The organism is Anaerocolumna sp. AGMB13025 (assembly GCF_029689925.1).
Taxonomy (GTDB): domain Bacteria; phylum Bacillota; class Clostridia; order Lachnospirales; family Lachnospiraceae; genus Anaerocolumna.
The window spans coordinates 6,574,998-6,599,162 of the sequence record NZ_CP121445.1; the positions used below are offsets into that span (position 1 = coordinate 6,574,998).

Below are 24,165 nucleotides of genomic sequence, written 5' to 3' on the forward strand. Positions count from 1 at the left end.
ATATATTCAACATCTCAAGGATATTTACTATGTATACTAGTAAATTATGTTACTACTCATTATAATTAGATTTTACCATATCTTGAACAAGTTGTAAAACAAAAGCTAGTTCTCTGAAATTCTTTTTAAAATTTAATAGTTTTTCATTACTCTTAATTTTATCAATATAATTAGTAAAATAAAAATCTAAAAAGCTTATAATCCATCCGCTGGTCTTGTCACCCACTATCTTATTAAAATAGTTTATTTCCCTTACAAATTCGCTCGTCACTAATTTGCATTTATGGGCTTCTTCTAATGTCATTAAATTATCTAATTTACCATTTAAAATTAGCCTAAATACCGTTAACTTATATGACATATCATTACTATACCCCAAAAGCAACTCCAGCCTTATGACATCAGTTTGTTTTAAAAATGTTAAAAACCATTCCATTACAACATCATAATTATCTTTATTTATAATGCACCCCTCAATAGTAGTACTCACAGGGTAAACATTATAATTTAAGCAATATTCTTTTGTTAATACTCTTAAATTATTATACACATGATTATTTAGCCAAAATACATCTTTATTCTGTTCAAATGTACATTTCTTTAATGATTTTATAATATAATTATATTTATTATGTGTTGATAATTTCTTTTTTTTCTTTAAATCATAATATAATAACTTTTGGGATTGAATAATTTCTTTGCTATATAAAGGATTTGTTGTATTATTAGGTTTAGGAGAAAATCTTTTCTTTTTAACATTATAATTTAACACTTTGTCCATATCAACTAAAACAATAAATGGTAGATTATATTTATTATTATTAGGATGTATAAGTCGTAGACTTGCATCATTTGAGTCACAGCTAAAGAACTTACCATATTTAATAAATTTATATAATTCACGTAATCTTGGATATTGGAAAAGTTGCATTTCGGTAGTTCCCTCTACAAAAAGTATTCCATTTGCAAAATAGCATTCAGTTTCTTTATTACTTATTAAGAACTTATCATTAACTTCCACAATATCTTTAATATTTTCTAATTTTGTATAATTGGATTTTATGAATACTCTCTTTAAACCTACTTTCAATTGTATCTTTATTAAAGAAGTTATTAAATTCGTTGAATGTGTTGTTAATAACGTATTTACTCTAAGACTATTACATTCGTATAAGCATTCTACTAATTCATCAATATATTGGGGATGTAGACCAATTTCGGGCTCGTCTATTATAATTAATGGATTTTTCCAACCAGTATCAGATAATAGCGAAGCCAATTGAATTATCAACTTTATGTATTTTAAAGAATTTGTACCATCTGAATAATAGTCGATTTTGTTATTATTACTTAAAAATTCACTTCCCCCTAACCTAGTATATAAGGCATTTTTAAATCGTTCATTATAATTGTTTCTATTTATTGAAATATTTTCATTATTAAATATAGTCTCAATCTTATTTAATGACTTACTATATTTTTCTCCATAAATTTCATCAAATATCTCATCTAATTTACTATTTACTTTTTCATCAGCTTTTTTTAAATTACTGATTGATAGTTCCCCAACAATATCCCATATTATTGACCAATCTTCTAAAGTTATGAACCTAGTATCAATCATATAAATCGGAAATAATTTTGATAGATTTTTTCTTATCTTCTTTTCAAAGGGATACCATTCAATTTTACCATCTTTGTATTGAGTCAATCTTAATAAAATTTTATTATTTTGTAGGTATGGAAATAATTCCATTATCATCATATCTAAGTAATTATTAGAGTTAAGTTTCACCTGCATATCTAAATCGTATAAGAACTCTATTTGCATACTTTGAATATATTTGTTATAACTATCTGTATGATTTTCTACTGAAACAAAATCATTTTGAGACATTTTATAAAAATAGCTTATAGCATCAAGAATATTTGATTTTCCTGTGCCATTTTTTCCTATAATACATTGAATATCATAATTTTCCCTATCAAAGTCGATTGTAACATTTTGTAACGATTTAAAGTTCCTTATATTTATTTGCTTTATTCCCATATCTTATCCCCTCACATGATATACAATTTAGTGCTGTTAACATATTATAACAAAAATCATCCTATAATTATATTAATTTTACTATAATGTGTTATTATAATCTGTATAAAAACTGTGTAGTACTTATGTAAAAAAATATCCCCCTGTAAGAGCGTTTATATACCCTTACAGGGGAGAGTTATATCCTAATGATAGAATAGTAAATTCTTTAAGTAGATTGTATTATGAAGAAATAACAGAACGTTTAAGGGTTATAAGTTGTCCCATTCCTGTCTTAATTGAAATCCTCTATTTTTTTCTAATCTTTGTAATGCTGACCTATTTACATCCACCATATCTTTAAAACTTCTGGCTTGGGCATAAACACCATTCTTTTCAAGAAATTCAATACGTCTCATTGCATTTTCTAACAATACCTCATTTGCAACTACAGTATCTTTATAGGTGGGTTTGCTTAATGTCCTTATTTGAACACGGACGCAATTTAAATAATGCTTAAATGCCATCGTTTCATTAAACGAGGTTGATGATGGCATAGCTCCTGAAAATAATACATCTACATATCCATTATCCATTTCTCTAGCTGGTTTCATTTGCTCTAAAATACCATTATTATATGCTGTATCTAGAAATCCTATTTTATATTCAGATAATGCAGCTGGGTAATAATACCATGTACTCTTGCGTTGAATACTTTCGTCTTTTTCAAACTTATTTGTAAAGCGTCGCACATTTAAATATGTACCTGTAGCCATAGCATCAATTCCAGTTGCTGTTAAACATAGTAATTGATGGTTTCCATATCCCATAATAACTTTTTTCCCTTGTAACTTTAATCCTGCACATAATTGTAAGAGATTAATTAGCCACATTGGTTTATCTACTAAATAGGCGTCTTGAGGCGGATGTGCTATAATATAATATCCATCAACATCAAATCTTTCTGTAGCTTCGATAATTTTCTCTACCTCATCCTCTTTTTGAAGTAGTAATTCATCCGATAAAGCAATGGTTAATATATGTTTTTTATACTTCACAACTTTTTTAGTTGCCTCTATTAATTTATTGCATGCATTCGACCAACGTTGAAACCATGTTTCATCAAATCTAAGCATAGCTGCGGGGATAATAAATTCTTCTGTTCCAATAATATCATTATACACTAATATAGATTTAACTAAATTTTCTTCAAATGTCTGCCCTAATTCTAATTTAGTAGAAAATGATTCGTCCCAATAACCATATTTTGCCAATCCCTCGTGATTAGATTTAGGATAATAACATTGTGGGTCAAACAAAGTTTTAAGACCTGCTTTATTAAAGCCACCTTTCCATGCTTCCAACTGAATAGGCGATATATCTCTAGGACTTAATATAGTCGTAGCTCCATTCCAATCCTTACTTAAATCCATTGCTATTTTTTTCATGCCATAGGCAAATTGTAAATAAAGTTCCATTATATCCCTCCCTTAATAATCTCCTCTTTCACACTCTGAAACCATTGCATAGCTTGCTTTACAGACTTAGGCCTTCTGGATATGTGCTTTTGCATAAAAGTTTGAATAAGTCCCATAAGCAACATATCTTTATCCCCATCTATAACTACACTCTGTGGAATAACCGTAATTGTATTATACCAAATTTCATTTCGATTTAACTCATCACCTTTTAAGAATGGATGACTACCTGTTACAGCTTCAAATAAAACTACCCCCAATGAAAATAAATCTGCTCTATTATCAATATCTTTTTTGGAATATTGAAACAACTCTGGTGCTCCATATCCCGGAGTGTGTGGACCTATTCTAGCTTCTGTTAACGTAAGAGAATTCATATCTAAAACTCTTGCTATTCCAAAATCTATAAGATACCATTCTTCATTTTTCTTTTTTATAATATTGTCTGGTTTTATATCTCTATGAACTATTCTTTTTTCTTCCATTTCAACCATAACACTTAACATATTATTTGCTAAATCCAGTGCATCTGAAATTTCTAACTTACTCTTTTTTAGTATATTTGTTAATGTATCACCTTCAATAAATTCCTCAAAAATGTAAATTCCCTTTTCATCATTACAATCATAAGAATCCATTTCTAATATTTGTGGTACATTTCCAAAATGATTTTCGGTTACAATTGCTATTTCACGTCTGACTCTTTCACTATCACCTTCTACAATCTTTAATATTACTTTACCATATTTATGGTGTTGTATTAGTAACACTCGTTTTTGTCCACTTCTTGGATAATTTTTAATTATTTTATCCACATGAAAATTTTCAACAATTTGTTTATCCGACAGCATTCAGTCTTTTCTCCTTTACGTTTAGTATTCGACCAATCCATTCATTAAAAATAATTGAGTTGAAATTCACGGGTATAGGAACTTTTTTTGCTTCTTTTATTATGTCAAATTCGGTTCCATGTTTTAGGCAAACTCCAATACCAAATTTCTTGAACTTAGATAAAACTTCTTTTTTCAACGTACTTTCTGCAATAGAAAGAGCATAACTTTCAGATGCAAAATTTTTATTAATTATTGATTGTTGCAGAACTTGTTCCCAATGGTTAAGCTTTGCCTCTACAGCTTCAATTTTATAAGTTGAAATCTTTTCAACGTCTGTCAGTATCCAATTTTGATTTTTACGAAATATCAAGTCTGCATCATATAAATTTTCAATAGCCAACATAGCAGACTTCCAAGTAAGTCCTAATTGTGTAACTATATCGGTTGACTGAACGCCATTCTTGGAGTAAATATGATATAAGACTTTCAAATCGTCTTTATTCAAATTAGCCCTAGTATGATTCCATTTGTTGTAATTATTAGGATTATACTCAACAAATACAATATCAGGATATGAATTATCTATTTTGCTTTCAATAAATATTGCCAATTTTTTTTCTGATAAAGGATTAAATTTCTCTTTTCTATAATCAATATAGTCTCTAACAAGTTCAATCTCTTTTCCCTCTGTTATTTTTCTATTAATAATACCTAAATCACGATAGTCATCATAAATTTCTATAATATCTGGCAACATCTTGCCATCCTCCTTAAAATATCTTTTCTACCTAAAATTTTACTTATTATCATATTATACCGAATTCGCAAATACGTCTATTAAAAATTAAAAATTTCATAAATATAATACCGTCGGGTAGTAAACTAGGAATTTTACTTCATAATACGTATCTAGGTGGCTTGGAAAATTTATATATTTTTTTTGCTATATTGGAATTTTTTCATAGCCACTTTTAGCGACTACTTAGCAACAATGATACATCATTAGTCTAAAAAATATAGAAAGATAAAATAACGTCATTCCTAAAAGCCCCTTATTTACTGCGGATTATACCAAGATATATAAAGACAGAAAAAAGCATGGAAGCACCCATGCTGGCGCACAAGTATCTGCCGTCGTCATTCGCGACGTCAGTATCTAATATTTAATAATGCGTATGTTTAAGTCGAAGTTTCTAAAAATATATATGATTTTTTCTGCTATATGAGCATTTTGAAATAAATTTGTGTAAAACTGTGTAGTACTTGCTTTTTTCTAGTCCATGGTTTATAGTAGTACATGCTGAAAGCCTTTCAACACAGGGCTTAGCAAAAATTTTATCGAGTGTTCGAGACCTTCCACTCGTAAAACAAAACTAAAGGAGAATTTCACATGAGTAAAAAGACTCTATACATCACTCAGGCTGCCCTCATTGCAGCTATCTATGTGGTCCTGGTTATCATTTTTAAACCCATCAGCTTTACCTACATACAGGTAAGAATTGCTGAAGCTCTGACCATATTACCTTATTTTACACCTGCCGGCATTCCAGGGGTTACCATAGGATGCTTACTGGCTAACGTGGTTTCTGGTTCGGATATGCTTGATATTATCTTTGGAACATTGGCAACCCTAGTCGGTGCCATCGGCTCCTATGTACTAAGAAAACACAAATTCCTTATTCCCCTGCCCCCCATATTAGCCAATTCCATCGTCGTACCCTGGATACTCCGGTATGCTTATGCCGTGCCCCTTTCAATACCGTTTATGATGCTAACAGTAGGAATTGGTGAAGTAATATCCTGCGGTATTATAGGTCTAATATTACTGTTTGTACTTAATAGACATAGAAATGTTATCTTTAGAAATAATTAAAAAGTATTAATAACTATTGCAAAAATTAAGAATCCTTTCTTCGGACTGGGTTCTATTTTTAAGGTACTGGTAATTACATGCTTACAGATGAACTGCTCTTAGAAAAGGCAGAAGTAAAACAAAGTATTATAAAAATAGCCGAGCTGAATACAAAAGTCATTTTGCTTGAATCTAAAGAGACAAAGTAGTTTTAATACATAATCCCTTAATCATAAGTGAGGGTTATATGATATTGAAACTACTTTGAACTTATCTAAAATTAATGAATATTAAATTTTACATAGGTGAAGAAATAAATTCAATAACATGCTTTTCATGTGTAAATATTATGGCAATCAGAACAATGATTGTAAAACTCATGGCAATAATAATTTTAACCGGAATAAATACAGCAAGTAACCCCCCTAAGGCCATTGCAAAAGGTGTCATGCACTGGGTTGACATGCTTGTAAACGCCATGACCTTTCCTCTGAATTCACTTGGTGTATTAGACTGAATCGAAGAAATTAAAATCACATTAATGATTGCATTAAAAAACCCGCCTACTAGTATAAACAGAATCATAACCGGGAACCTATGCTGAACTATTGCAATCACCAAACTTATGTCAGAAATTATGTTGGAACCTAAAAACAATCTTAATCTCCTTTGCTTTTGAATGTTTACTGTCGACATAACTATATATCCCAGCATAGCCCCTCCCATAAAACAAGCCATGGCTATACCATATCTGCCTGACCCGAGATTCGCTGTTTGTTTAAAGAAGGGCAGAAAGAGAACGATTGCGATATAGGAAAAGAAATTGAGGAATGCACTCATCATTAGCAAATACCGAAGCCCCTTTTGACTCCACATATAGCGGAATCCCTCCTTTATATCAGAGGATAATTTCTGTTTTACATGGGTATTAAGCTTATTTTTTGATTGTTTGATAAGAGCCATTGAACTTCCTGAAAAGAAATAAGATAACCCATTTAATAAAAAAAGAAAGGGTGCTCCCAGCAATTGATATAGTACCCCGCCGGTTATGTTACCTAACATATTGGAACCTGTCGAAGCAATGGATAGGATGGAATTGGCATTTGAGAGTTTGGATTTTGGTACCATTTCAGGAATAACTGTATTCACTCCTGGTCGAAAAACCGCACCGCAGATGCTGAGTAGAATTCCAGCGGCAAAAACTATCCATACAGCCAGGGTTTTATGAAAAGCCATATATGTTATATAGAGCATACAAAATCCCCGAATAAGATCCATTGATATTAACAAATATTTTTTTCTTAAGCGTTCAATCCATACCCCGGCAAAAGGTGATATCAAAATTCCCGGCAAGGCTGATACCGCCATAAGTGTTCCCATCATAGCAGTGGAACCGGTCACTTGCAGAATCCAAAAGCCCAAAGCTATATTATAGGATGCATCTCCCAAAGTGGAAATTAGTTGTCCTTGCCAGATTAAAAAGAAATCTTTTGTCCATAGTTTTTCTTTATTATTCACAAATGTTCTTCCTCCCCATATTTAAGAGGATTCGGACTTAGCATAAGCAATATAGATGACTTCAAGGTGTTTATTGATTGAATAATATTAAACGGAATTTCCCCGACTTGAGGAACTTCATAACAGTTCAAAAGGCATCCATCCATAACAATGCCATCAATCGCAATTGAAATAAAACTTAATATATGATCTGCCTGTATAACCGGCTTAAAATCACCGGAGGAAATCCCATTTCGTATAGTCTTATTTACCTGCGCTATAAAGTACTGTCCGCTTTGCCCATCTTTTATTTTTGATTGAATTTTTCTTCCTCTCTCAGGCTCGATAGACATAATTACCGTAAGCTCAAATAGAATTTTACCCATAATGCCTGAGCTTTCCTGCATATAATTCCCTAAAAATTCGAAGAGATTTTCAACGGTTTGTTTTGCTGATTTACTAGTTTGAATAATGGAATCTATGGATTGTTTATAATCTCCTTTAGGATTACATCTGTTTATCATCTCAATCAATACTTCATCCACATCAGAATAATAACGATATATCCCTCCTTGGCTGATACCCGCCTGTTTGATAATATCACTCATGTTAATTTGATACAATGGCTTTGTCTTGCATACGGCAAGGGCTGCTTGTATGATAGTTTCTCTTTTTTGGTTTAAATATTCTTCACTTACTTTTGGCATAGTATGACCTCCTCGCGCAAAATGATAGTGCTGTCATTTTTATTATACTGTACTTTTCTATAAATGTAAAGAAATAAATGACTACACTGTCATTTTTACGACAACCCAAAAAAGGGTCAGAAAAAAGGGCTGTTCCCAGCCCTATCCTTATCCCCTAAAGAGAACCCTATGTTTCTTTTGAAACTATCTTTTTACTAAAACAAACTAAAATGCATCCTCAATATCATTAATAAATTCCTTAAACTCTCTTTTTGCTCCTTCAATCGCACCACTGTCCTGGGTATCCAAGGCATCTTCAAATAATTGAAGAGCTCTGGCAATCCGCCCCCGCTCCATACCGGTGCTTTCTTCATAAAGCCGTTCACCCTTTAATACCAGGAGTTTATTTTCTTCCTTGTCTCTTGGATGAATCTTAAGATAAGAAATTTCCTTAAGGCGGCTTTCAATCTCCTCCTCATCCATATCCGTCTGCTGGCTTACAATTACTTTTCTTAAGCTTTTCCCAGTGGAAACCACTTTAATCTGAACCTCTAAAATGGCATTGACGTCATAGGTATACGTAACATCCACCGCTTCCTCACCTGCCGGGGCAGCAGGTACATCAATGACTAATTCCCCAAGGGGCAGGTTATTGTAGGCAAACCGGCTTTCTCCCTGCAAGATATGAATTCTGATTTTTGACTGATTATCCTTAACCGTATATAACCGTTCGGTCCGACTGGCAGGAATTGTGGTATTCCTTTCAATAATGGGACAAAAATGTCCTCCCTCCAACCGGTTATCACCCCGGTCTACCACTACCTCTGTACCCAGGGTAAAAGGGCAGACATCCGTTAGGATAACCTCTTTCACTGCTTTATTCCGCTCCTTCATGGCTCCCTGGATTGCCGCTCCCAGTGCCACCGCTTCATCAGGATTAATGTCTGCATCCGGCATAATTCCAAATAGCTTACTTACGAATTTTCTTACAATCCATAGCTTTGTGCCACCGCCAACTAAAACTACCTTGTCAATGTCCGAGATACGGATATTGGCATCTGCCAGGCTTTTCTTAATGGGCTGCTTGATTTTATCAAACAGTTTCTCACAGTTTTTCTCATATTCCTGTAAGTCTACGGAATACTCAATCTGTTCCTCTTGTATGGTACAAAGCATCTTAGAGGTCTTGTCCTGGGAAAATCCCCGCTTGCAGAGTTCTGCCTGTTTATGTATATGACCCTGGGTTTTCGCACTGAGGGCATTCTTATCAATTTCCTTATGACTGTCGTAAAACATCTGCTCCAATACCTGGGTAAATTCTTCACCGCCTAAGAAATTATCTCCTGCCACGGCTCTGACTTCAATAATTGACTCAAACAATTCCAGGATCGATACGTCAAAAGTACCGCCCCCTAAGTCAAAGACCAAAAATTTTGCATTTTCCTTATTCTGATACAGCCCGTAAGCGATTGCCGCGGCCGTTGGTTCGCTGATAATACGGTCAACTTTAAGTCCTGCCAGCTCTCCTGCCCGCTTTGTTGCCTTTCTTCTTTCATTATTAAAGTACGCCGGCACACTGATAACAGCTTCGGTTACCTCTTCGCCCAGATAATGTTCTGCATCTTCTTTTAAGGACTTTAACACAAAGGAGGATAATTCCTCAGCCGTAAACTGTTTGCTTCCCAGAGTGAATTTTCTGTTGCTTCCCATATCCCGTTTAAACACAGCGGCAGTGCACTCGGGATATAAAAGCATCCTTTCCGCAGCCGTTTCACCCACATAGATCTGATCCTGTTCATCAATACTGACTACCGAGGGTGTCAGATGCTTTCCCAAACGGTTTGGTATAATTTCTGGACCACTTTCTGTAAAGTAAGCAGCCAAACTATTTGTAGTTCCCAAATCTATTCCAATTATCATATGTACCCCCTCATTTCCTGCTTATTTTTGACTTTAATGCTTTCATTCTTTTTTTGCATCGTATATAATTCTTGTTACTATTCAAAGCTTTTTCATAGTACTCAAGTGCTTTTTCCGGCAGGGACATTTGTTCATATACAAGTCCCAGCCCGTAATATGCCTCATAACAGCCGCAGTATTTACAGGTTTCACAGGGCATCTGGGTACAGGCTCTGGCAAAATACTCCTCCGCCTTCTCCTCATCCTGCATAAACAAATAGATATAACCAAGGTTATTAAGACGAATTGGCCCTTTTATGTGATAAGAAGCATACTCCAACAATGATTTATATTCTTTGGAAGAAGTCTCATATCTAAAGGTACCTTCCTTTAGGGAATTACGTTCCAAATTGGAACTATTCCCTTTTTCAGAATTATTATCTTCATCGGAAGCACTGCTTTCAATGGGTTCATACTGCCTCAATATTTCGCTCAGTGCCTTTTTGGCATAATTATCAGCTTTCTCTGTCTGTCCCGATGCCCAGGAAAGGTAGGCAAAATCAATACAGCATCTAATATAAGTCCAGTCTGTCTTATCCATATCGGCCATTGCTAAAGAATAATATTTGGCAGCTTTGCGGTAAAACCCATAATCAATTAAGAATGTCCCATATGAAATACAAACCTCTGTACTCTTCTGGCTCAATTTTATGGCACGTTTATAATTCATAACCGCACGTAGGAATAAGCCTGCTTCACCATTTATTTCACCGCACTCCATATAAAGCTTGCTCTTTTCTGAATCAGAATCTCCATATACTTTTTCATAACACTCGCATGCGGCTGCATAATTGCCCATTCTGATATATACACTGGCTTTTTTCTTATATAGGTTTCTATTAGTCGGAAAGAGCTCAAGTGCTTCATTCACATATTCAAGAGCCTTATCATACTGTCCTTTTAACAGGTAACAGGTTGCCATATTGCCATAGGGCAGTACCGAAGCACCTTTCTCTGCCACAGATATGGACTTTTGAAGCATTTCCATGGCTTTGTCTATTTCTCTTAAGGTTATATAGATACAGCCCATATTATTATAATTATATAAGTTATTCGGGTTTAATTCGGAGGCCTTTGTAAAATCTGCGATTGCCTTATCAAATTCATACCCGTCCATATATAAAAGACCTCTCTCAAGATAATAATAATCCCTGGGTACTAATTCCAACTGCCGGTCCGCATAGGCTAGCGCAGTTTCATAATTATGGCGGCGACATCCTTTCTGGTAATAGCCCTGGTACAGATTCATAAGCAAACTATTGGCAAATCGATGTTCGGGATTTAATTCCAAGGTTTTTTTATACTCCTCTATAGCTTCTTCTATTTTGCCTGTCTCCTCCAGACACCTGCCCATACTATAATGAAGACCGTCATGCTCTGTCCAAGCCTCAGAAAGTGGCTTATATGCATTTAAGGCTGTCTTATATTCCTTTTTATCTAAGAATATATCCGCCTGCAGAATCTTATAGCGCATATCAGAAGGTGACAGTTTGATAGCCTGCTGTATGTGTTCTAAGGCTTTATCTGACTCATCCTTGTTATAATACAGTCTGGCCATTTCATAATCCACTTCCGAAACGTCCTCAATATCATTCTCCTCACGGTTTAACTTACCCTTTAAACCCCTTGCCAGTTTTATTGCCGCTTCGTAATCAGCCAGGGTTTGGGCCTGTCTACTCATAAGCTTAACCTTATAAAGCTCTAATTCATTACTGAAAAGCTTAGCCTTCCTGGCATTTGTAACAATCTCCAGTGCATCCTTATAATACTCTGCATAATAAAGGGCCTTTACCGCCAGCAGATAGGGTTTTACATAACCGGCGTAAATTTGGATACAGGAATAATAATCCTCCATTACCCCTTTTAAGTCCCTTAGGTTAAAGTACCCCTCCTGTCTCCGCAGATACGCAGGATAATAATTTTTATCCTCTTTTATAATCTGGTCGCAGAGATCAATAGCCGCTTCGTTATTCTTAAGTTCAAGGTATAAGGAAGCTAACCGTTCCATATAGTTTAAACGGTCCCCTATATTTTCTTCTGCTTCAATAGCCTCTTTAAAATAACGAATCGATGTTTCTGATTCTCCAGTTTCTTTATAGCAATACGCCACGCAAAATTTAATAAAGCCCAAACGTCTTACTCTTTTCTTATCCTTTTCTGACTTAGCTTCTTTTATCTCTTTTAACACCTCAAGACAGGGCAGGAACTCTTTTAACGCTTTCTCATACTGGGTCAGGGAAAAATAATTCCTTCCGCTTAAATAGCAGAAATCATAGGCTTTCCTGTCTTCCCCTGTTATTTCCCGAAGAGTCTTTTCACATTCTGCAAACCGTTCATTCTGATAATAACACCAGCCTAAGTCAATCAGCAAATCCTGAACGCTCTTATTATCCCCCTCAGGGTCTGCATTGGAACTATCCTCTGTTACCAGAGAACTGTCCTTATCTGAACGTAAGCTCGCGGCAGTTAAAGACCCTTTTTTATAATCCTCATACTTATCTTTATACTGTACGATTAGTTGCTCATTGGCTTTTTTCAGGCAATCTAGCATATCCTGATCGGTCCGGTAAAGATTCAAAAGCTCTTCCGCCATTGCTTTTGCTTTTTCATATTCCTTTGTTTCTAACAAATACCTGGCAATAAAAGCTTTCGCCTGATAATGTTCCGGACAGATTTTAACAATCAGCTCACAGATCCGGTTCGCTTCTATGTAATCCTTACTGTCCCATTTTACTTTCGCGTATTGATATAAAACATAGATATCCTCCGGGTACTCATCTAACAGCTTTTGGGCTATACGAAGGGAAAGGTCTGTATCTGTTTTAAAGTAGAACCGTACTTTCTCCACCTCCGTATAAGGATGATAAATGGGATAGCTGTCCAGTTCCTCAAAATCTTTCATTAGTTCTTCTCTTGCTTTTGTCTCTTCCCCCCGGTCAAGTACCCCTTTCACTTTAAAGTACAGTCTGATATAGGCATCTGTCTCTGCCTCGCCGTTTACCTTAAAAAGGTCAAACTCCAAAAACCCTTCCGACTTAACCTGTCTGGCTGCAAACTCCAGAAAATCCACCGGAAATTTTTCCCTTAATTCTTCTTTGTTTTCCTCAAAATGTAATTCCTCATTCAAAACCTGCCATACAGACTGTGGCAGATAGTAATGCTCCAACAGGTATCTAATCAGCCCTTCTCCCGCCTCAAAAGAGGTATCCAGATTCATCCATACCTCATCACGGAGCAAATCCTCCCAAGAGGTTACCTCTTTTCTTTTATTAATATCGGAATAAACCTGATCTACCTTTATAAGCCACCGCTCTACATCTGTTTTAGCCTTATCGTCTTCCTGCTCCCTGCCTTCTTTTTCCTTGGCTTCCTCATCTTTTATAAACTGCAAGGCTTCTTCATATGCCTCCCGCAGTTCCATAAAGCCTTTTTCATCATCCTCCGGATTCACCATTACAAGTTTCTTCCGGTAGGCTTCCTTGATTAAATTTAAATCTTTCGTTTCTTCAATGCCAAGACAGTTAAATATTCTTTGTTTTGTCATACTCCGCTCCTTGCATATCGCAAGCCTGCTTGCGATACTGCTTAAATAGAATGATTAAAAATGCAATGCATTTTTCAATCTATCCCCTTAGTTTATTCGTAAGTTTACGGTTTTTTCTTCTGTACTATCTATGATTCAAACAAAGAGCTTGCCTTCGCAAACTCTCCGTTTCAGATACCTCCGGTTAATCCGGTTTGATTGATACCCCTTGATATTGGTTTACGAAAGAAAAGAATGTCAAGGCAGTACTTATGATATTATAATTCGCAGTTATTTACGGTACGAGGGAATGGAATAACGTCCCTGATATTGCCCATACCGGTTAAATACATGACACAGCGTTCAAAGCCAAGTCCAAAGCCGGCATGCCTTGCAGAACCGAATTTTCTAAGGTCTAAATAGAAGTCATAATCTTCTTTCTTAAGACCTAACTCATCCATTCTGGCAACCAATTTATTTAAGTCGTCTTCTCTCTGGCTTCCGCCGATAATCTCACCAATACCTGGAACTAATAAATCCATTGCAGCTACGGTCTTATTATCATCATTTAACTTCATATAAAATGCCTTGATATCCTTTGGATAGTCCGTTACAAATACCGGCTTTTTATAAATCTCTTCTGTCAAATATCTTTCATGCTCGGTCTGTAAATCACAGCCCCAGCTTACTTTATATTCGAACTTGTCGTTGTTTTCCTCTAAGATTTCAATTGCCTTGGTATAAGTAACATGACCAAAATCAGAATTCATAACATGTTCCAGTCTTTCCAGTAAGCCCTTATCTACGAACTGGTTAAAGAACTTCATCTCTTCCGGTGCATGTTCTAAAACATAACGGATCACAAACTTAATCATACCCTCTGCCAGCATCATATCATCTTTTAAATCAGCAAACGCAATCTCCGGCTCAATCATCCAGAATTCTGCCGCATGACGTGTGGTATTGGAATTCTCCGCACGGAAAGTAGGTCCAAAGGTATAAATATTACGGAACGCCATGGCATAGGTCTCACCGTTTAACTGACCGCTTACGGTTAAATTGGTCTCTTTACCAAAGAAATCCTCCGCAAAATCCACCTTTCCTTCCTCGGTTAAAGGAAGATTCGCCATATCCAACGTAGTAACCCGGAACATCTCTCCGGCACCTTCTGCATCACTTCCGGTAATTAAAGGTGTGTGCACATATACAAAGTCACGATCCTGAAAATACTTATGAATTGCATAAGCAATTAAAGAACGCACACGAAAAACCGCCTGAAAGGTATTGGTCCTTGGACGCAAGTGACTGATGGTCCTTAAAAACTCAAGACTATGTCTTTTCTTCTGAAGCGGATAATCCGCAGTTGAAGTTCCTTCCACCACAATGCTCTTAGCCTGAATTTCAAAAGGCTGCTGTGCCTCTGGTGTTGCAACCAGTTCACCTTCTATAATAATAGCCGAACCTACATTTAACTTTGAAATCTCAGCGAAATTCTCCATCGTATCATGATAAACAATCTGAAGTGTTTCAAAATAAGTTCCGTCATGTAACACAATAAACCCAAAAGCCTTTGAGTCTCTTATACTTCTGACCCAGCCTCCAACTGTAATAGTTTTCCCAATATATTTTTCTTTTTCTCTATACAATTCCCGAATTGTAATCAGTTCCATATATCTGGCTCCTTTGTCAAATTTTACTCTTTTTCTATTATATCATATCATAGTATGATTACAACCGAAAAGTTTTATGTACCGACATCAAAAGCAGGAAGACAAACACTTCCAGAGATGAAAGAATAAGGCGCAGAGTTTGCGGCAGTATCCTGGTATCCCTGTAATTTTTTTGTAGGAAAAGAACCCTCAAGCCACTAAAACTGGATGAACTGCTTAAAACAGGAGGGAATGAGTAAAACTCACTTCGTTCAGACAGTTACTCATTTCCTCCTTGGCGCAGTCCATCCAGTTTAAGTGGCTTGAGGAACCTTTCCAATACAAAAAAATTACAGGGATACCAGGATACTGCCTTAGTCTTTGGAAGTGTTTGTTTTCATGTATTTTCCATGTTTAAAAATACAGCATACAAGCCCGTTCCACCAATCAATTACCCTTTGACAGCCCCAGCTATAAGTGTTAGAATAACTATCGAACATTGTTAAATATCAAACAATCTTTGTGAGGAGGATAAAGGTGTGGTAGTTACAATATGTATTGGAAGTTCATGTCATATAAAAGGTTCAAGAGAAATAGTTCGGATACTGGAACAGCAGATAGCCTTACATAAATTAGAAAACAAAGTTGAATTAAACGGTTCCTTTTGTATGGGTCAGTGTGTAAAGGGTGTTTGCGTAAAAATCGGGGAAGACATATTCTCCTTATCCCCGGAGAATACCAATAACTTCTTTGAAAAGGAAGTACTTGGGAGGCTTAAGGAATGAATGTAATCGGTTTTAAAGAAGCAAAATGCAGAAACTGCTATAAATGTGTAAGGACCTGTGAAGTAAAAGCAATTACTGTAAAAAACGAACAGGCCCAGATCATGAATGATAAGTGCATTCTGTGCGGTCACTGCCTGGAAGCCTGTCCACAGAATGCCAAGACCTTTATCAGTGATTTAGAAAAGGTAAAAGGCTACTTACGGGCCGGAATCCCCACAATCATCTCCTTAGCACCGGCTTATCTTGGTATATTAAAATACAAAACTCCCGGTCAGGTCATTACTGCCTTAATGAAACTTGGATTTGCCATGGTTCGGGAAACCGCCGAAGGAGCAGCCTTTGTAACGGAAGAATATGAAAAACTCCTAACCGCAGGCACCATGGATAATATTATAACCACCTGCTGCCCCAGCGTTAATGATCTCATTGAAATCTATTACCCCAGTCTTACCAAATACATGGCACCCGTAGACTCTCCCATGATTGCCCATGGTAAGCTCCTTCGCAGGGAATTGGGTCATGACGTAAAAATCGTATTCTTAGGTCCCTGCATTTCCAAAAAACGGGAGGCAGAAAGTGATCCAAGAACCGTAGGCTACATTGATGCTGTAATTAATTTCCCCGAAGTAGAGCAATGGTTAAAAGAAGAACATATCGATATCCTGGATCAAAAAGATACCCTTCCCCATAATCCCAACCCCATGGTCAACCGCTTGTATCCGATCAGCAGCGGTGTCTTATCCTCCGTTGTTGCTTCCGGAACATCTCCGGATAATTATCGCAAATTTTATGTCCACGGCATTAAAAACTGCATTGAATTATTCCAGAGTATGGAGCGGGGTGAAGTATCCGGCTGCTTCATTGAGGCGGATATCTGTAACGGCGGCTGTATTAAAGGTTCTGCTGTCGACAGGGATGCCATCTCCCGGTTTAAAGTAAAGCTTGATATGGAGGAGGCGATTCCCAAAAAGCCTTTGACGGATACTGCCTTTTTTGAACGTGGAGCCGACATCTCCTTTCATAAGGTATTCCTAAACCGCTCTCCAAAAGATCCTCTTCCCACAGAAGAAGAACTAACCCATATCTTAAGTAAGATCGGAAAGACCAAACCGGAGGATGAGCTAAACTGCGGCGCCTGCGGTTATATCAGCTGCCGCGAGAAAGCAATCGCGGTATATCAGGGCAAAGCCGAACTTACCATGTGTATCCCATATATGCATGAAAAAGCCCAATCCATGGCCAATGTAGTTTTAGATACAACTCCAAGTATCATAATACTGGTGGATTCCGATTTAAAAATTGTGGAATTCTCCGGAGCGGCAGAAAGTTATTTTCATATAGCAAGAGCGAAAGCCAAGGAACTGTATCTTTATGAGTTGATCGACCATACCGATTTTATGGAGGTCTTAAATACCCACGAACCTATTATGAGCAAAAAGGTAGAATATCCGGACCAGGGACTTATCACCCTGCAGAATATCGTATACGTTCAGGAACAGAATGCGGTCCTTGGAATATTCCAGGATATTACCGAAGAAGAGGAGAAAATAAAACAGGCCTATAAGATAAAAGTAGACACCATTGAAATGGCCCAAAAGGTCATAGATAAGCAGATGTTAGTAGCCCAGCAGATAGCCGGGCTGCTTGGTGAAACTACGGCTGAGACTAAAGTGACCCTGACAAAATTAAGGGATACCATACTTTTTGATGGTGTGGAACAACCTAAAAATAAATTATAACACCTGAAACTATATATCAAACAATTGCAAAACCATGAAGTTTGTAGAATATACCATACCATTAATATGAATTTCTCAGTTTTAACTGCCCTTTTGTTAAGGTTCAGCTCTGAAATTTGTTAACCTCGTGGTATATACCTACAATATTTGAGTTTCACAAATACCTCAATCTCTATATCACAGAAAGGAGCGGGTTTATGAACGTAACAATCGATGCCTCCTACAAAAGTTTAAATAAACATCATGAAGAATTATGCGGCGATAAAGTTGAACTGCTAAAAACGGAAGATTCCAATATTATGATTTTGGCAGACGGCATGGGCAGCGGAGTAAAAGCCAATATCCTGGCGACCCTTACCTCAAAAATTCTTGGCACTATGTTTTTAAATGGCGCTGGAATTGACGACTGCGTGGAAACCATCGCCAAAACCCTTCCTGTCTGTCAGGTCCGCCATGTGGCCTACTCCACCTTTAGTATCTTACAGATTTTTCATAACGGAGAAGCTTACTTAGTCGAATTTGATAATCCCAGCTGTGTATTTATCCGTGACGGCAAACTCCTTGAAATTCCCTGCAAGGAAAGAGTACTTGAGAGTAAAACCATCCGGGAATACCGGTTTCAGGTAAGGTTAAATGACTGCTTTATATTAATGAGTGACGGAGTAATCCACGCCGGCGTAGGTCAGCTCTTAAACTTTGGCTGGACCTGGCAGAGTATGGCAGATTATGCTCTTACCGCCATGAAGGAATCCCTCTCCGCCTCAAGACTTGCAACCGTCCTTACCAAGGCCTGCAACGACTTATATATGCAGGTACCAGGGGATGACACCACCGTTGCCGTTGCCCGAATCATTGATACCAAAATTATAAATCTTCTAACCGGTCCCCCCTCAGATAAAGGCGATGATGCTTACCTGATTCATCAATTTATGAAAGAGCAGACCAAAAAAATCATCTGCGGCGGCACCAGCGCCAATATCGCTTCCAGAATACTTGACAGGCCTATCAAAACCACGTTAAACTATACCGATCCTGCACTTCCACCCATTGCCTGGATCGAAGACATTGACTTAGTGACCGAAGGTGTGTTAACCTTATCCAGGGCTTTGGTTTTGATGAAGCATTACGTGGAAGGCAATGTAGATGAGTTTTTCTTCGAGGAACTGGATAAGGACAACGGCGGCTCAAAAGTCGCCAAACTAATTATAGAAGACTGCACCGTCCTTAACCTTTTCGTAGGGAAAGCCATTAACGAAGCCCATCAGAATCCAGGTCTGCCCTTTGATTTAAGCATTCGTATGCATCTGGTAGAACAGATTAAGGATACAGCGCTTAAAATGGGCAAACAAGTTACTGTTAAATATTTCTAACCAAATATTTAACTGCTGTACATATGTAAGGAGCGATAACATGCTTGGAGATAATACAAATATTGATACGATTAAACAAGAAGTCCTTTACGGCGTTGCAAAGCTGGCATTTTCCGGTGAATTGGAAGCGAAAAAAGAGGCACTTCCTTATGAACTGATTCCAGGACCTCAGGCTCATTTCCGCTGCTGTATCTATAAAGAGCGGGAAATCATCAGACAGCGCATCCGTTTAGCAGAAGGAAAATCCCCTTTGGCAGGCAGTGATAATAAAAATGTGGTTCAGGTAATTAACTCTGCCTGCGAAGGCTGTCCCATTACCCGCTTTGTTGTAACGGACAACTGCCAGAAATGTATGGGTAAACGCTGTCAGTCTGCCTGTAACTTTGGTGCCATCACCATGCTCAGAGACCGGGCCCATATTGACCCGAATCAGTGCAAGGAATGCGGTAAATGTTCCCAGGTCTGTCCCTATAATGCCATTGCTGACTTAATGCGTCCCTGCAAGAGAAGCTGTCCGGTAGATGCCATTACCATGGATGATAATAATATCGTAGTGATTAACGAAGAAAAGTGTATCGACTGCGGTGCCTGTATTGAAAATTGCCCCTTTGGTGCGATTTCCGACCGTTCTTTTATGGTGGATGTGATTGATTTAATAGAAAATCCGGAGTTGGAGGTTTTTGCTATGTTAGCCCCTGCCTGGGAAGGTCAGTTTGGATCTGAGGTCAATGCCGCCGGTATGGCAAAAGCCTTACAGGAATTAGGGTTTAAGGACATGTATGAAGTGGCTTTGGGTGCCGATTTTACTGCTGTAAACGAAGCGGCGGAATGGGCCGAGGCTCACCGGGACGGCAAAAAGATGACTACCTCCTGCTGCCCTTCCTTTGTTAAAATGGTCCGAAAACATTATCCAAAACTAGAACCAAATATATCGACCACCGTTTCTCCCATGACTGCCACCGCAAGGCTGATTAAATCTCTTCACCCAAAAGCTGTCTGCGTATTTATTGGTCCCTGTATCGCCAAGAAAGGCGAGGTGATTGATACCATCGCTTTAAATGGTGCTGATTATGCTTTAACCCTGGATGAATTATACGCTATGTTTCGGGCAAAGAACGTGGAACCGGCTGCGGCAGAAGATAATCTTCAGCAGGGAAGCATATATGGAAAGAAGTTTTGTATCTCAGGAGGTGTTACTGCCTCAGTTATACAATCCTTAAAGGAAAAGGAAGAGGACTATTATCTGTCTGTAAAGGCCTGTAACGGAGCAGCGGAATGTAAAAAGGCCTTATTGCTTTTAAAAGCCGGCAAACTTCCCGAAGATTTTATAGAGGGCATGGTATGCGAAGGCGGCTGCCAGAATGGTCCCGGCAGTATATTAACCGGACGTCAGGCATTTGTGAACCGGGATAAGCTTTTTGCCAAGGCAGATGACCGAGAAATCAATGAGAATATAAAGCAGTATGAGGAACTAAAGATACCGATGCATCGGACAAAATAGAGTTAGAACTAATTAATTCTAAGACTGATGGAGTTTTAGCAAACTTCTGGGGTTTACATGCTCACTGCTATTCTGTCCTTGGATTCATCTAAGTGGCAGTTTATGAGCATGTTATTTTAAACCGCAACAATCATTGTAAAAACATTGTCTGCTGCTTCAAAATTAAATAATCCATTATGCTTTTTTACGATTAACGCAATGCTTCTGGTACCGGTACCATGACCGTATTCCTTTGCTACCGGCATTGTACCGTCAAATTCAATGGTTCCTTCAAAGGGATTCTCAATTTTTATGAACAATTTATTTTTCTGCATACGGGCAGCAATATGGATGGAGCGTTTTTTTATATCTTTTATTTTCTCGCAGGCATGAATGGCGTTATCCATTCCATTAGCAAGAAGCGTACATAAATCCGTAACTGGTATGGTCAAGTCATCTGAGATTTCAAAATCTACCACAACCCCTATGTCTGAGCCTTTGGCTTTGGCAATGTAAGCAGACATAATTAAGTTAATGGAATTATTCGTACAATATGTTTCAACCTTCTGATTGTGTAGGTCGGTACAGATTTCCTTCATATAAGCAAGGGCCTCTTTGGTATTTCCGCTTTCAAGACAAGAACTTAAATAGTTTAGATGATGCAGCAAATCATGACGGTAAATCACTGCCTGTTCATGATTTTTTTTAAGCTGATCGATCTCTTTTTCCGCCTGTTCCGACTTTATTAAATTAATCTTTAGATCCATTTCCGCTTCTTTTCGCTGACTGATCTCATGGAGATAAACAATGGAAAAGAAGAAGTATAAAATAGCCATATTACTGTCTAAAAAGCCTGCAACAGCTCCCGTATCTTTATAGAGGAGCTCTGAATAAACCGTTAATATATACTCCATGACATAGTACACTAAAGGTACAATAGCAAATAGTTTAGCTATTTTTTTTGATTCATTTTTAAGAGCAGCAATATGAGGCGCAAAGAACCTGCATATGAAGTAGGCCATTGGAATGGTAATGATGATCTGGACCATATAGGAAATTTCTTGTGAATGGTGGAACGGCATAGCAAGAAAAGTCCCAATCCATTTTCTTGGAGTACATAACAAATAGGCTGTCGTAACAGCAATGACTGACAGCAGAGGCGGCTTTTTCATAACAATTACAAGAAATCCGATTAACGGAAGGTGAATGAGAAAAGGATACGCTTTAAATAAAAAATCCTGTCCTAACAGTAAATATACAACGAATTCTAAAATTCCAATAATGGCGCACACACCCCATAGGATTATCCTGTCATTTCTTGATTTTGCAGCACCTGCAAGGGAAAAACTCAAGGTTACTCCAAATATAAGTGCAAAGGCATAATTTATGATAAAAAGAATGTTCTCCATTATTCCTCCCTCCCCAGAAACGGAAAGGATAAATATGCATTCTTAATTTCATTGGCCTTAAGTTTAGAGAGAGGAATTTTTGTTTTTGACTCCATAATTATTTCATTAGCAGAAATCGAATCAATATAAGCCATATTCACAATATAGGAACGGTGGGGCTTAATAAAGTTCTGAAAACCTGCCAGATGGGTATCAAGGTCTGTAAAGCTTCCGTAACTTTTTAGCACGGTATTGTCACTAAGATAATAATAGATAGATTTATTGATAACTTCACAATAGCAGAGTTTACTTAAGCGTATCCGGGATATTCCCGTTTTACATTTAATTACGATACTGTCCTCCTGCTTTCTTAATTCTGTTATGACATTCTCAAGCAGTAAAAATAAATTATCCTGATTCACCGGTTTTAATGCATAATAATAAGCACCCACCCCATAGCTGTCAACTGCATACTCAGACGATGAGGTAAGAAATATAATTTTAACATTCTTATCATATTTTCGGATTTCCCTTGCAGTTTCTATGCCATTTTGTATGGGCATAATAATATCTAAGAGAATCATATCAAAATAAGCCCCGTTTGATATACATTCTGCAAGTTCAATCGGATTGTCAAAAGCTTTATAAGTAATATCTCCATGTTTTACGCACCGGTACTCGCCAATTAAAGTGCATATACCTGCAAGTTCCTGCAAATCATCATCACAAACAGCGATTTTCAAAACTGTCCCTCCCAGTGAATTCATTTCATTTTCATTATAGTATGAATTATATTGTATGTCACTATCAAAAATTATCATTTCATGGTGAAAAAGCTCCATTTCACGCCATTGTGTCCCAATACCCCAAGCTATGTGCTATAAAATAATTAATTCATTATTTTCAGGTATCCGTTACTGGACTGTCACTAAATATATTATGTTAGGACGTGATAACCATGTGGTTTCTTATCCTCATAACCGCAGCCGCCATCTCTGCCCTTATAATACTGTGGTTTTACACCGTATGGAAACTGTTTTCCCGTTTAAGGGGAGGACTCATAAGTGCCAGACAGCAGATTTATCTCCATCAGAAATCAGCTGATGAGGCAGGCTCCTGGGCAGACTTTAACTGCGCCAGTTCTCAATTATCGTTAAGTATAAAGCTCTTTAATGAAACAGTAAGGCAGTATAACAAGGTATTACATAAACCCTATTACTTTTTCACTGCAATGATTTTGGGATTCAGAACAGAAAAACAGCAACTGACAGAAAAGAAAGGATGAAAAAATCATGAGCGATCAATTTATACCCGAACTACTTGAACTTGTAAATGAGAATAATAAACGAAGCGATTCTCTGGCTTTAGCGAAAGAAGACGGTATAATTCTTACAGAAGGGGCAGGCATATATTATGAGCAGTTATTACCTCAAACCAATGATGTTATCCACGAAGAACTTGGTAATGTAAACGGGGGCTGCCGCAATGCCGAGGGATGTATTATTGTATCTGGTCAATATTTTTGTAATATGTGGCTGTGCAGGCGATGTACAGAGGATATCAGGGACCAGGTCCCTACGAAGAGTGCAATGCGCTCCCTAAGCTGCATTCCTTCTCATAACTGTTTAGATGGAACCAATGTCCCTGTCATCTGTACCACTTGCCAATGGTGCTTTTATGAAGCCACCTTATTGTTGTGCAAAAATCCCGAAAATAAAGTATAAAAATAGTTTAAATCATACTGCGCCAGCAATTGGTTTTTACTCTTGACACTTGTAAAATAAATATTTTATATGTGATTTAGCTGTATTGCCCTGAAAGACAGCCGGATCAGATAATTACATCTCAAAAGATACTTATGTACTTATTAATCAGAGATACACAAATTTATATATGT

General features: G+C 37.1%; 18 protein-coding genes. 7 read left to right on the forward strand and 11 right to left on the reverse strand.

All coding sequences use genetic code 11. The annotated features are described in order from the left end of the window. Positions 1-52 precede the first annotated feature (52 nt). The 4 genes from QA584_RS27590 to QA584_RS27605 form a co-directional block, all read right to left on the reverse strand. Complete coding sequence (locus tag QA584_RS27590; RefSeq protein ID WP_278272307.1) at positions 53-2,050, reverse strand: retron Eco8 family effector endonuclease; 1,998 nt, start codon at positions 2,048-2,050, stop codon at positions 53-55. 251 nt (positions 2,051-2,301) lie between these two features. Beyond that, positions 2,302-3,507 carry a hypothetical protein gene (locus QA584_RS27595; protein ID WP_278272308.1) on the reverse strand — a complete coding sequence of 402 codons (1,206 nt, stop codon included), beginning with the start codon at positions 3,505-3,507 and terminating at the stop codon, positions 2,302-2,304. After that, the gene (locus QA584_RS27600; protein ID WP_278272309.1) at positions 3,507-4,358 is read right to left on the reverse strand and encodes a serine/threonine-protein kinase; all 852 of its coding nucleotides are present in this window, start codon (positions 4,356-4,358) and stop codon (positions 3,507-3,509) included. Before QA584_RS27600 ends, QA584_RS27595 begins: the two co-directional genes overlap by 1 nt. Further along, entirely contained in the window at positions 4,345-5,097 is a 753-nt protein-coding gene (locus QA584_RS27605; RefSeq protein ID WP_278272310.1) for a hypothetical protein, read from the reverse strand. Before QA584_RS27605 ends, QA584_RS27600 begins: the two co-directional genes overlap by 14 nt. Positions 5,098-5,730: 633 nt before the next feature. On the opposite strand from QA584_RS27605, the gene QA584_RS27610 reads away from it, so the two are divergent. After that, a complete protein-coding gene (locus QA584_RS27610) occupies positions 5,731-6,213 on the forward strand; it encodes a QueT transporter family protein (protein WP_278272311.1) in 483 nt (160 codons plus the stop codon). Positions 6,214-6,489: 276 nt separating this feature from the next. Here the strand turns inward: QA584_RS27610 and QA584_RS27615 are convergent, their stop codons facing one another. The 5 genes from QA584_RS27615 to asnS all read right to left on the reverse strand — a co-directional run bounded on the left by QA584_RS27615 (position 6,490) and on the right by asnS (position 15,527). Continuing rightward, entirely contained in the window at positions 6,490-7,710 is a 1,221-nt protein-coding gene (locus QA584_RS27615; protein ID WP_278272312.1) for an MFS transporter, read from the reverse strand. After that, a complete protein-coding gene (locus QA584_RS27620; RefSeq protein WP_278272313.1) occupies positions 7,707-8,396 on the reverse strand; it encodes a TetR/AcrR family transcriptional regulator in 690 nt (229 codons plus the stop codon). Before QA584_RS27620 ends, QA584_RS27615 begins: the two co-directional genes overlap by 4 nt. A gap of 204 nt (positions 8,397-8,600) precedes the next feature. Further along, positions 8,601-10,295 (reverse strand): molecular chaperone HscC, encoded by a 1,695-nt coding sequence (locus QA584_RS27625; RefSeq protein ID WP_278272314.1) that lies wholly within the window; start codon positions 10,293-10,295, stop codon positions 8,601-8,603. Between the two features lie 10 nt (positions 10,296-10,305). After that, entirely contained in the window at positions 10,306-13,878 is a 3,573-nt protein-coding gene (locus QA584_RS27630; RefSeq protein WP_278272315.1) for a J domain-containing protein, read from the reverse strand. A 257-nt stretch (positions 13,879-14,135) separates the two neighbouring features. Beyond that, a complete protein-coding gene (gene asnS, locus QA584_RS27635; RefSeq protein WP_278272316.1) occupies positions 14,136-15,527 on the reverse strand; it encodes an asparagine--tRNA ligase in 1,392 nt (463 codons plus the stop codon). Between the two features lie 518 nt (positions 15,528-16,045). Here asnS and QA584_RS27640 point away from each other — a divergent pair. The 4 genes from QA584_RS27640 (at position 16,046) to QA584_RS27655 (ending at position 20,901) form a co-directional block, all read left to right on the forward strand. Further along, positions 16,046-16,291, forward strand: a complete 246-nt coding sequence (locus QA584_RS27640; protein ID WP_278272317.1) for a (2Fe-2S) ferredoxin domain-containing protein — start codon at positions 16,046-16,048, stop codon at positions 16,289-16,291. Then, complete coding sequence (locus tag QA584_RS27645; RefSeq protein ID WP_278272318.1) at positions 16,288-18,030, forward strand: [Fe-Fe] hydrogenase large subunit C-terminal domain-containing protein; 1,743 nt, start codon at positions 16,288-16,290, stop codon at positions 18,028-18,030. Before QA584_RS27640 ends, QA584_RS27645 begins: the two co-directional genes overlap by 4 nt. Positions 18,031-18,227: 197 nt before the next feature. Continuing rightward, a complete protein-coding gene (locus QA584_RS27650) occupies positions 18,228-19,400 on the forward strand; it encodes a SpoIIE family protein phosphatase (RefSeq protein ID WP_278272319.1) in 1,173 nt (390 codons plus the stop codon). 40 nt (positions 19,401-19,440) lie between these two features. Beyond that, positions 19,441-20,901: a 4Fe-4S dicluster domain-containing protein gene (locus tag QA584_RS27655; protein ID WP_278272320.1), complete on the forward strand. Its 1,461-nt coding sequence runs from the start codon at positions 19,441-19,443 to the stop codon at positions 20,899-20,901. Between the two features lie 116 nt (positions 20,902-21,017). Here QA584_RS27655 and QA584_RS27660 read toward each other — a convergent pair whose 3' ends face one another. Further along, positions 21,018-22,289 (reverse strand): sensor histidine kinase, encoded by a 1,272-nt coding sequence (locus tag QA584_RS27660; RefSeq protein ID WP_278272321.1) that lies wholly within the window; start codon positions 22,287-22,289, stop codon positions 21,018-21,020. Beyond that, on the reverse strand, positions 22,289-23,011 hold the full coding sequence (locus QA584_RS27665) for a LytR/AlgR family response regulator transcription factor (RefSeq protein WP_278272322.1): 723 nt from the start codon (positions 23,009-23,011) through the stop codon (positions 22,289-22,291). The genes QA584_RS27660 and QA584_RS27665 overlap by 1 nt, the downstream gene beginning before the upstream one ends. A gap of 215 nt (positions 23,012-23,226) precedes the next feature. Here QA584_RS27665 and QA584_RS27670 point away from each other — a divergent pair, with 215 nt between their 5' ends. Continuing rightward, positions 23,227-23,553, forward strand: coding sequence for a hypothetical protein (locus tag QA584_RS27670; RefSeq protein WP_278272323.1), 327 nt, complete (start codon positions 23,227-23,229; stop codon positions 23,551-23,553). A 7-nt stretch (positions 23,554-23,560) separates the two neighbouring features. After that, positions 23,561-23,992, forward strand: coding sequence for a hypothetical protein (locus QA584_RS27675; protein ID WP_278272324.1), 432 nt, complete (start codon positions 23,561-23,563; stop codon positions 23,990-23,992). Positions 23,993-24,165: the final 173 nt, after the last annotated feature.

Bases quoted from the DNA above. Each gene is read 5' to 3' on its own strand.
- asnS (WP_278272316.1), bottom strand. From the start codon at position 15,527: ATGGAACTGATTACAATTCGGGAATTGTATAGAGAAAAAGAAAAATAT.
- QA584_RS27630 (WP_278272315.1), bottom strand. From the start codon at position 13,878: ATGACAAAACAAAGAATATTTAACTGTCTTGGCATTGAAGAAACGAAA.
- QA584_RS27655 (WP_278272320.1), top strand. From the start codon at position 19,441: ATGCTTGGAGATAATACAAATATTGATACGATTAAACAAGAAGTCCTT.
- QA584_RS27625 (WP_278272314.1), bottom strand. From the start codon at position 10,295: ATGATAATTGGAATAGATTTGGGAACTACAAATAGTTTGGCTGCTTAC.
- QA584_RS27675 (WP_278272324.1), top strand. From the start codon at position 23,561: ATGAGCGATCAATTTATACCCGAACTACTTGAACTTGTAAATGAGAAT.
- QA584_RS27670 (WP_278272323.1), top strand. From the start codon at position 23,227: ATGTGGTTTCTTATCCTCATAACCGCAGCCGCCATCTCTGCCCTTATA.
- QA584_RS27610 (WP_278272311.1), top strand. From the start codon at position 5,731: ATGAGTAAAAAGACTCTATACATCACTCAGGCTGCCCTCATTGCAGCT.
- QA584_RS27660 (WP_278272321.1), bottom strand. From the start codon at position 22,289: ATGGAGAACATTCTTTTTATCATAAATTATGCCTTTGCACTTATATTT.
- QA584_RS27590 (WP_278272307.1), bottom strand. From the start codon at position 2,050: ATGGGAATAAAGCAAATAAATATAAGGAACTTTAAATCGTTACAAAAT.
- QA584_RS27595 (WP_278272308.1), bottom strand. From the start codon at position 3,507: ATGGAACTTTATTTACAATTTGCCTATGGCATGAAAAAAATAGCAATG.
- QA584_RS27645 (WP_278272318.1), top strand. From the start codon at position 16,288: ATGAATGTAATCGGTTTTAAAGAAGCAAAATGCAGAAACTGCTATAAA.
- QA584_RS27600 (WP_278272309.1), bottom strand. From the start codon at position 4,358: ATGCTGTCGGATAAACAAATTGTTGAAAATTTTCATGTGGATAAAATA.
- QA584_RS27605 (WP_278272310.1), bottom strand. From the start codon at position 5,097: ATGTTGCCAGATATTATAGAAATTTATGATGACTATCGTGATTTAGGT.
- QA584_RS27650 (WP_278272319.1), top strand. From the start codon at position 18,228: ATGAACGTAACAATCGATGCCTCCTACAAAAGTTTAAATAAACATCAT.
- QA584_RS27620 (WP_278272313.1), bottom strand. From the start codon at position 8,396: ATGCCAAAAGTAAGTGAAGAATATTTAAACCAAAAAAGAGAAACTATC.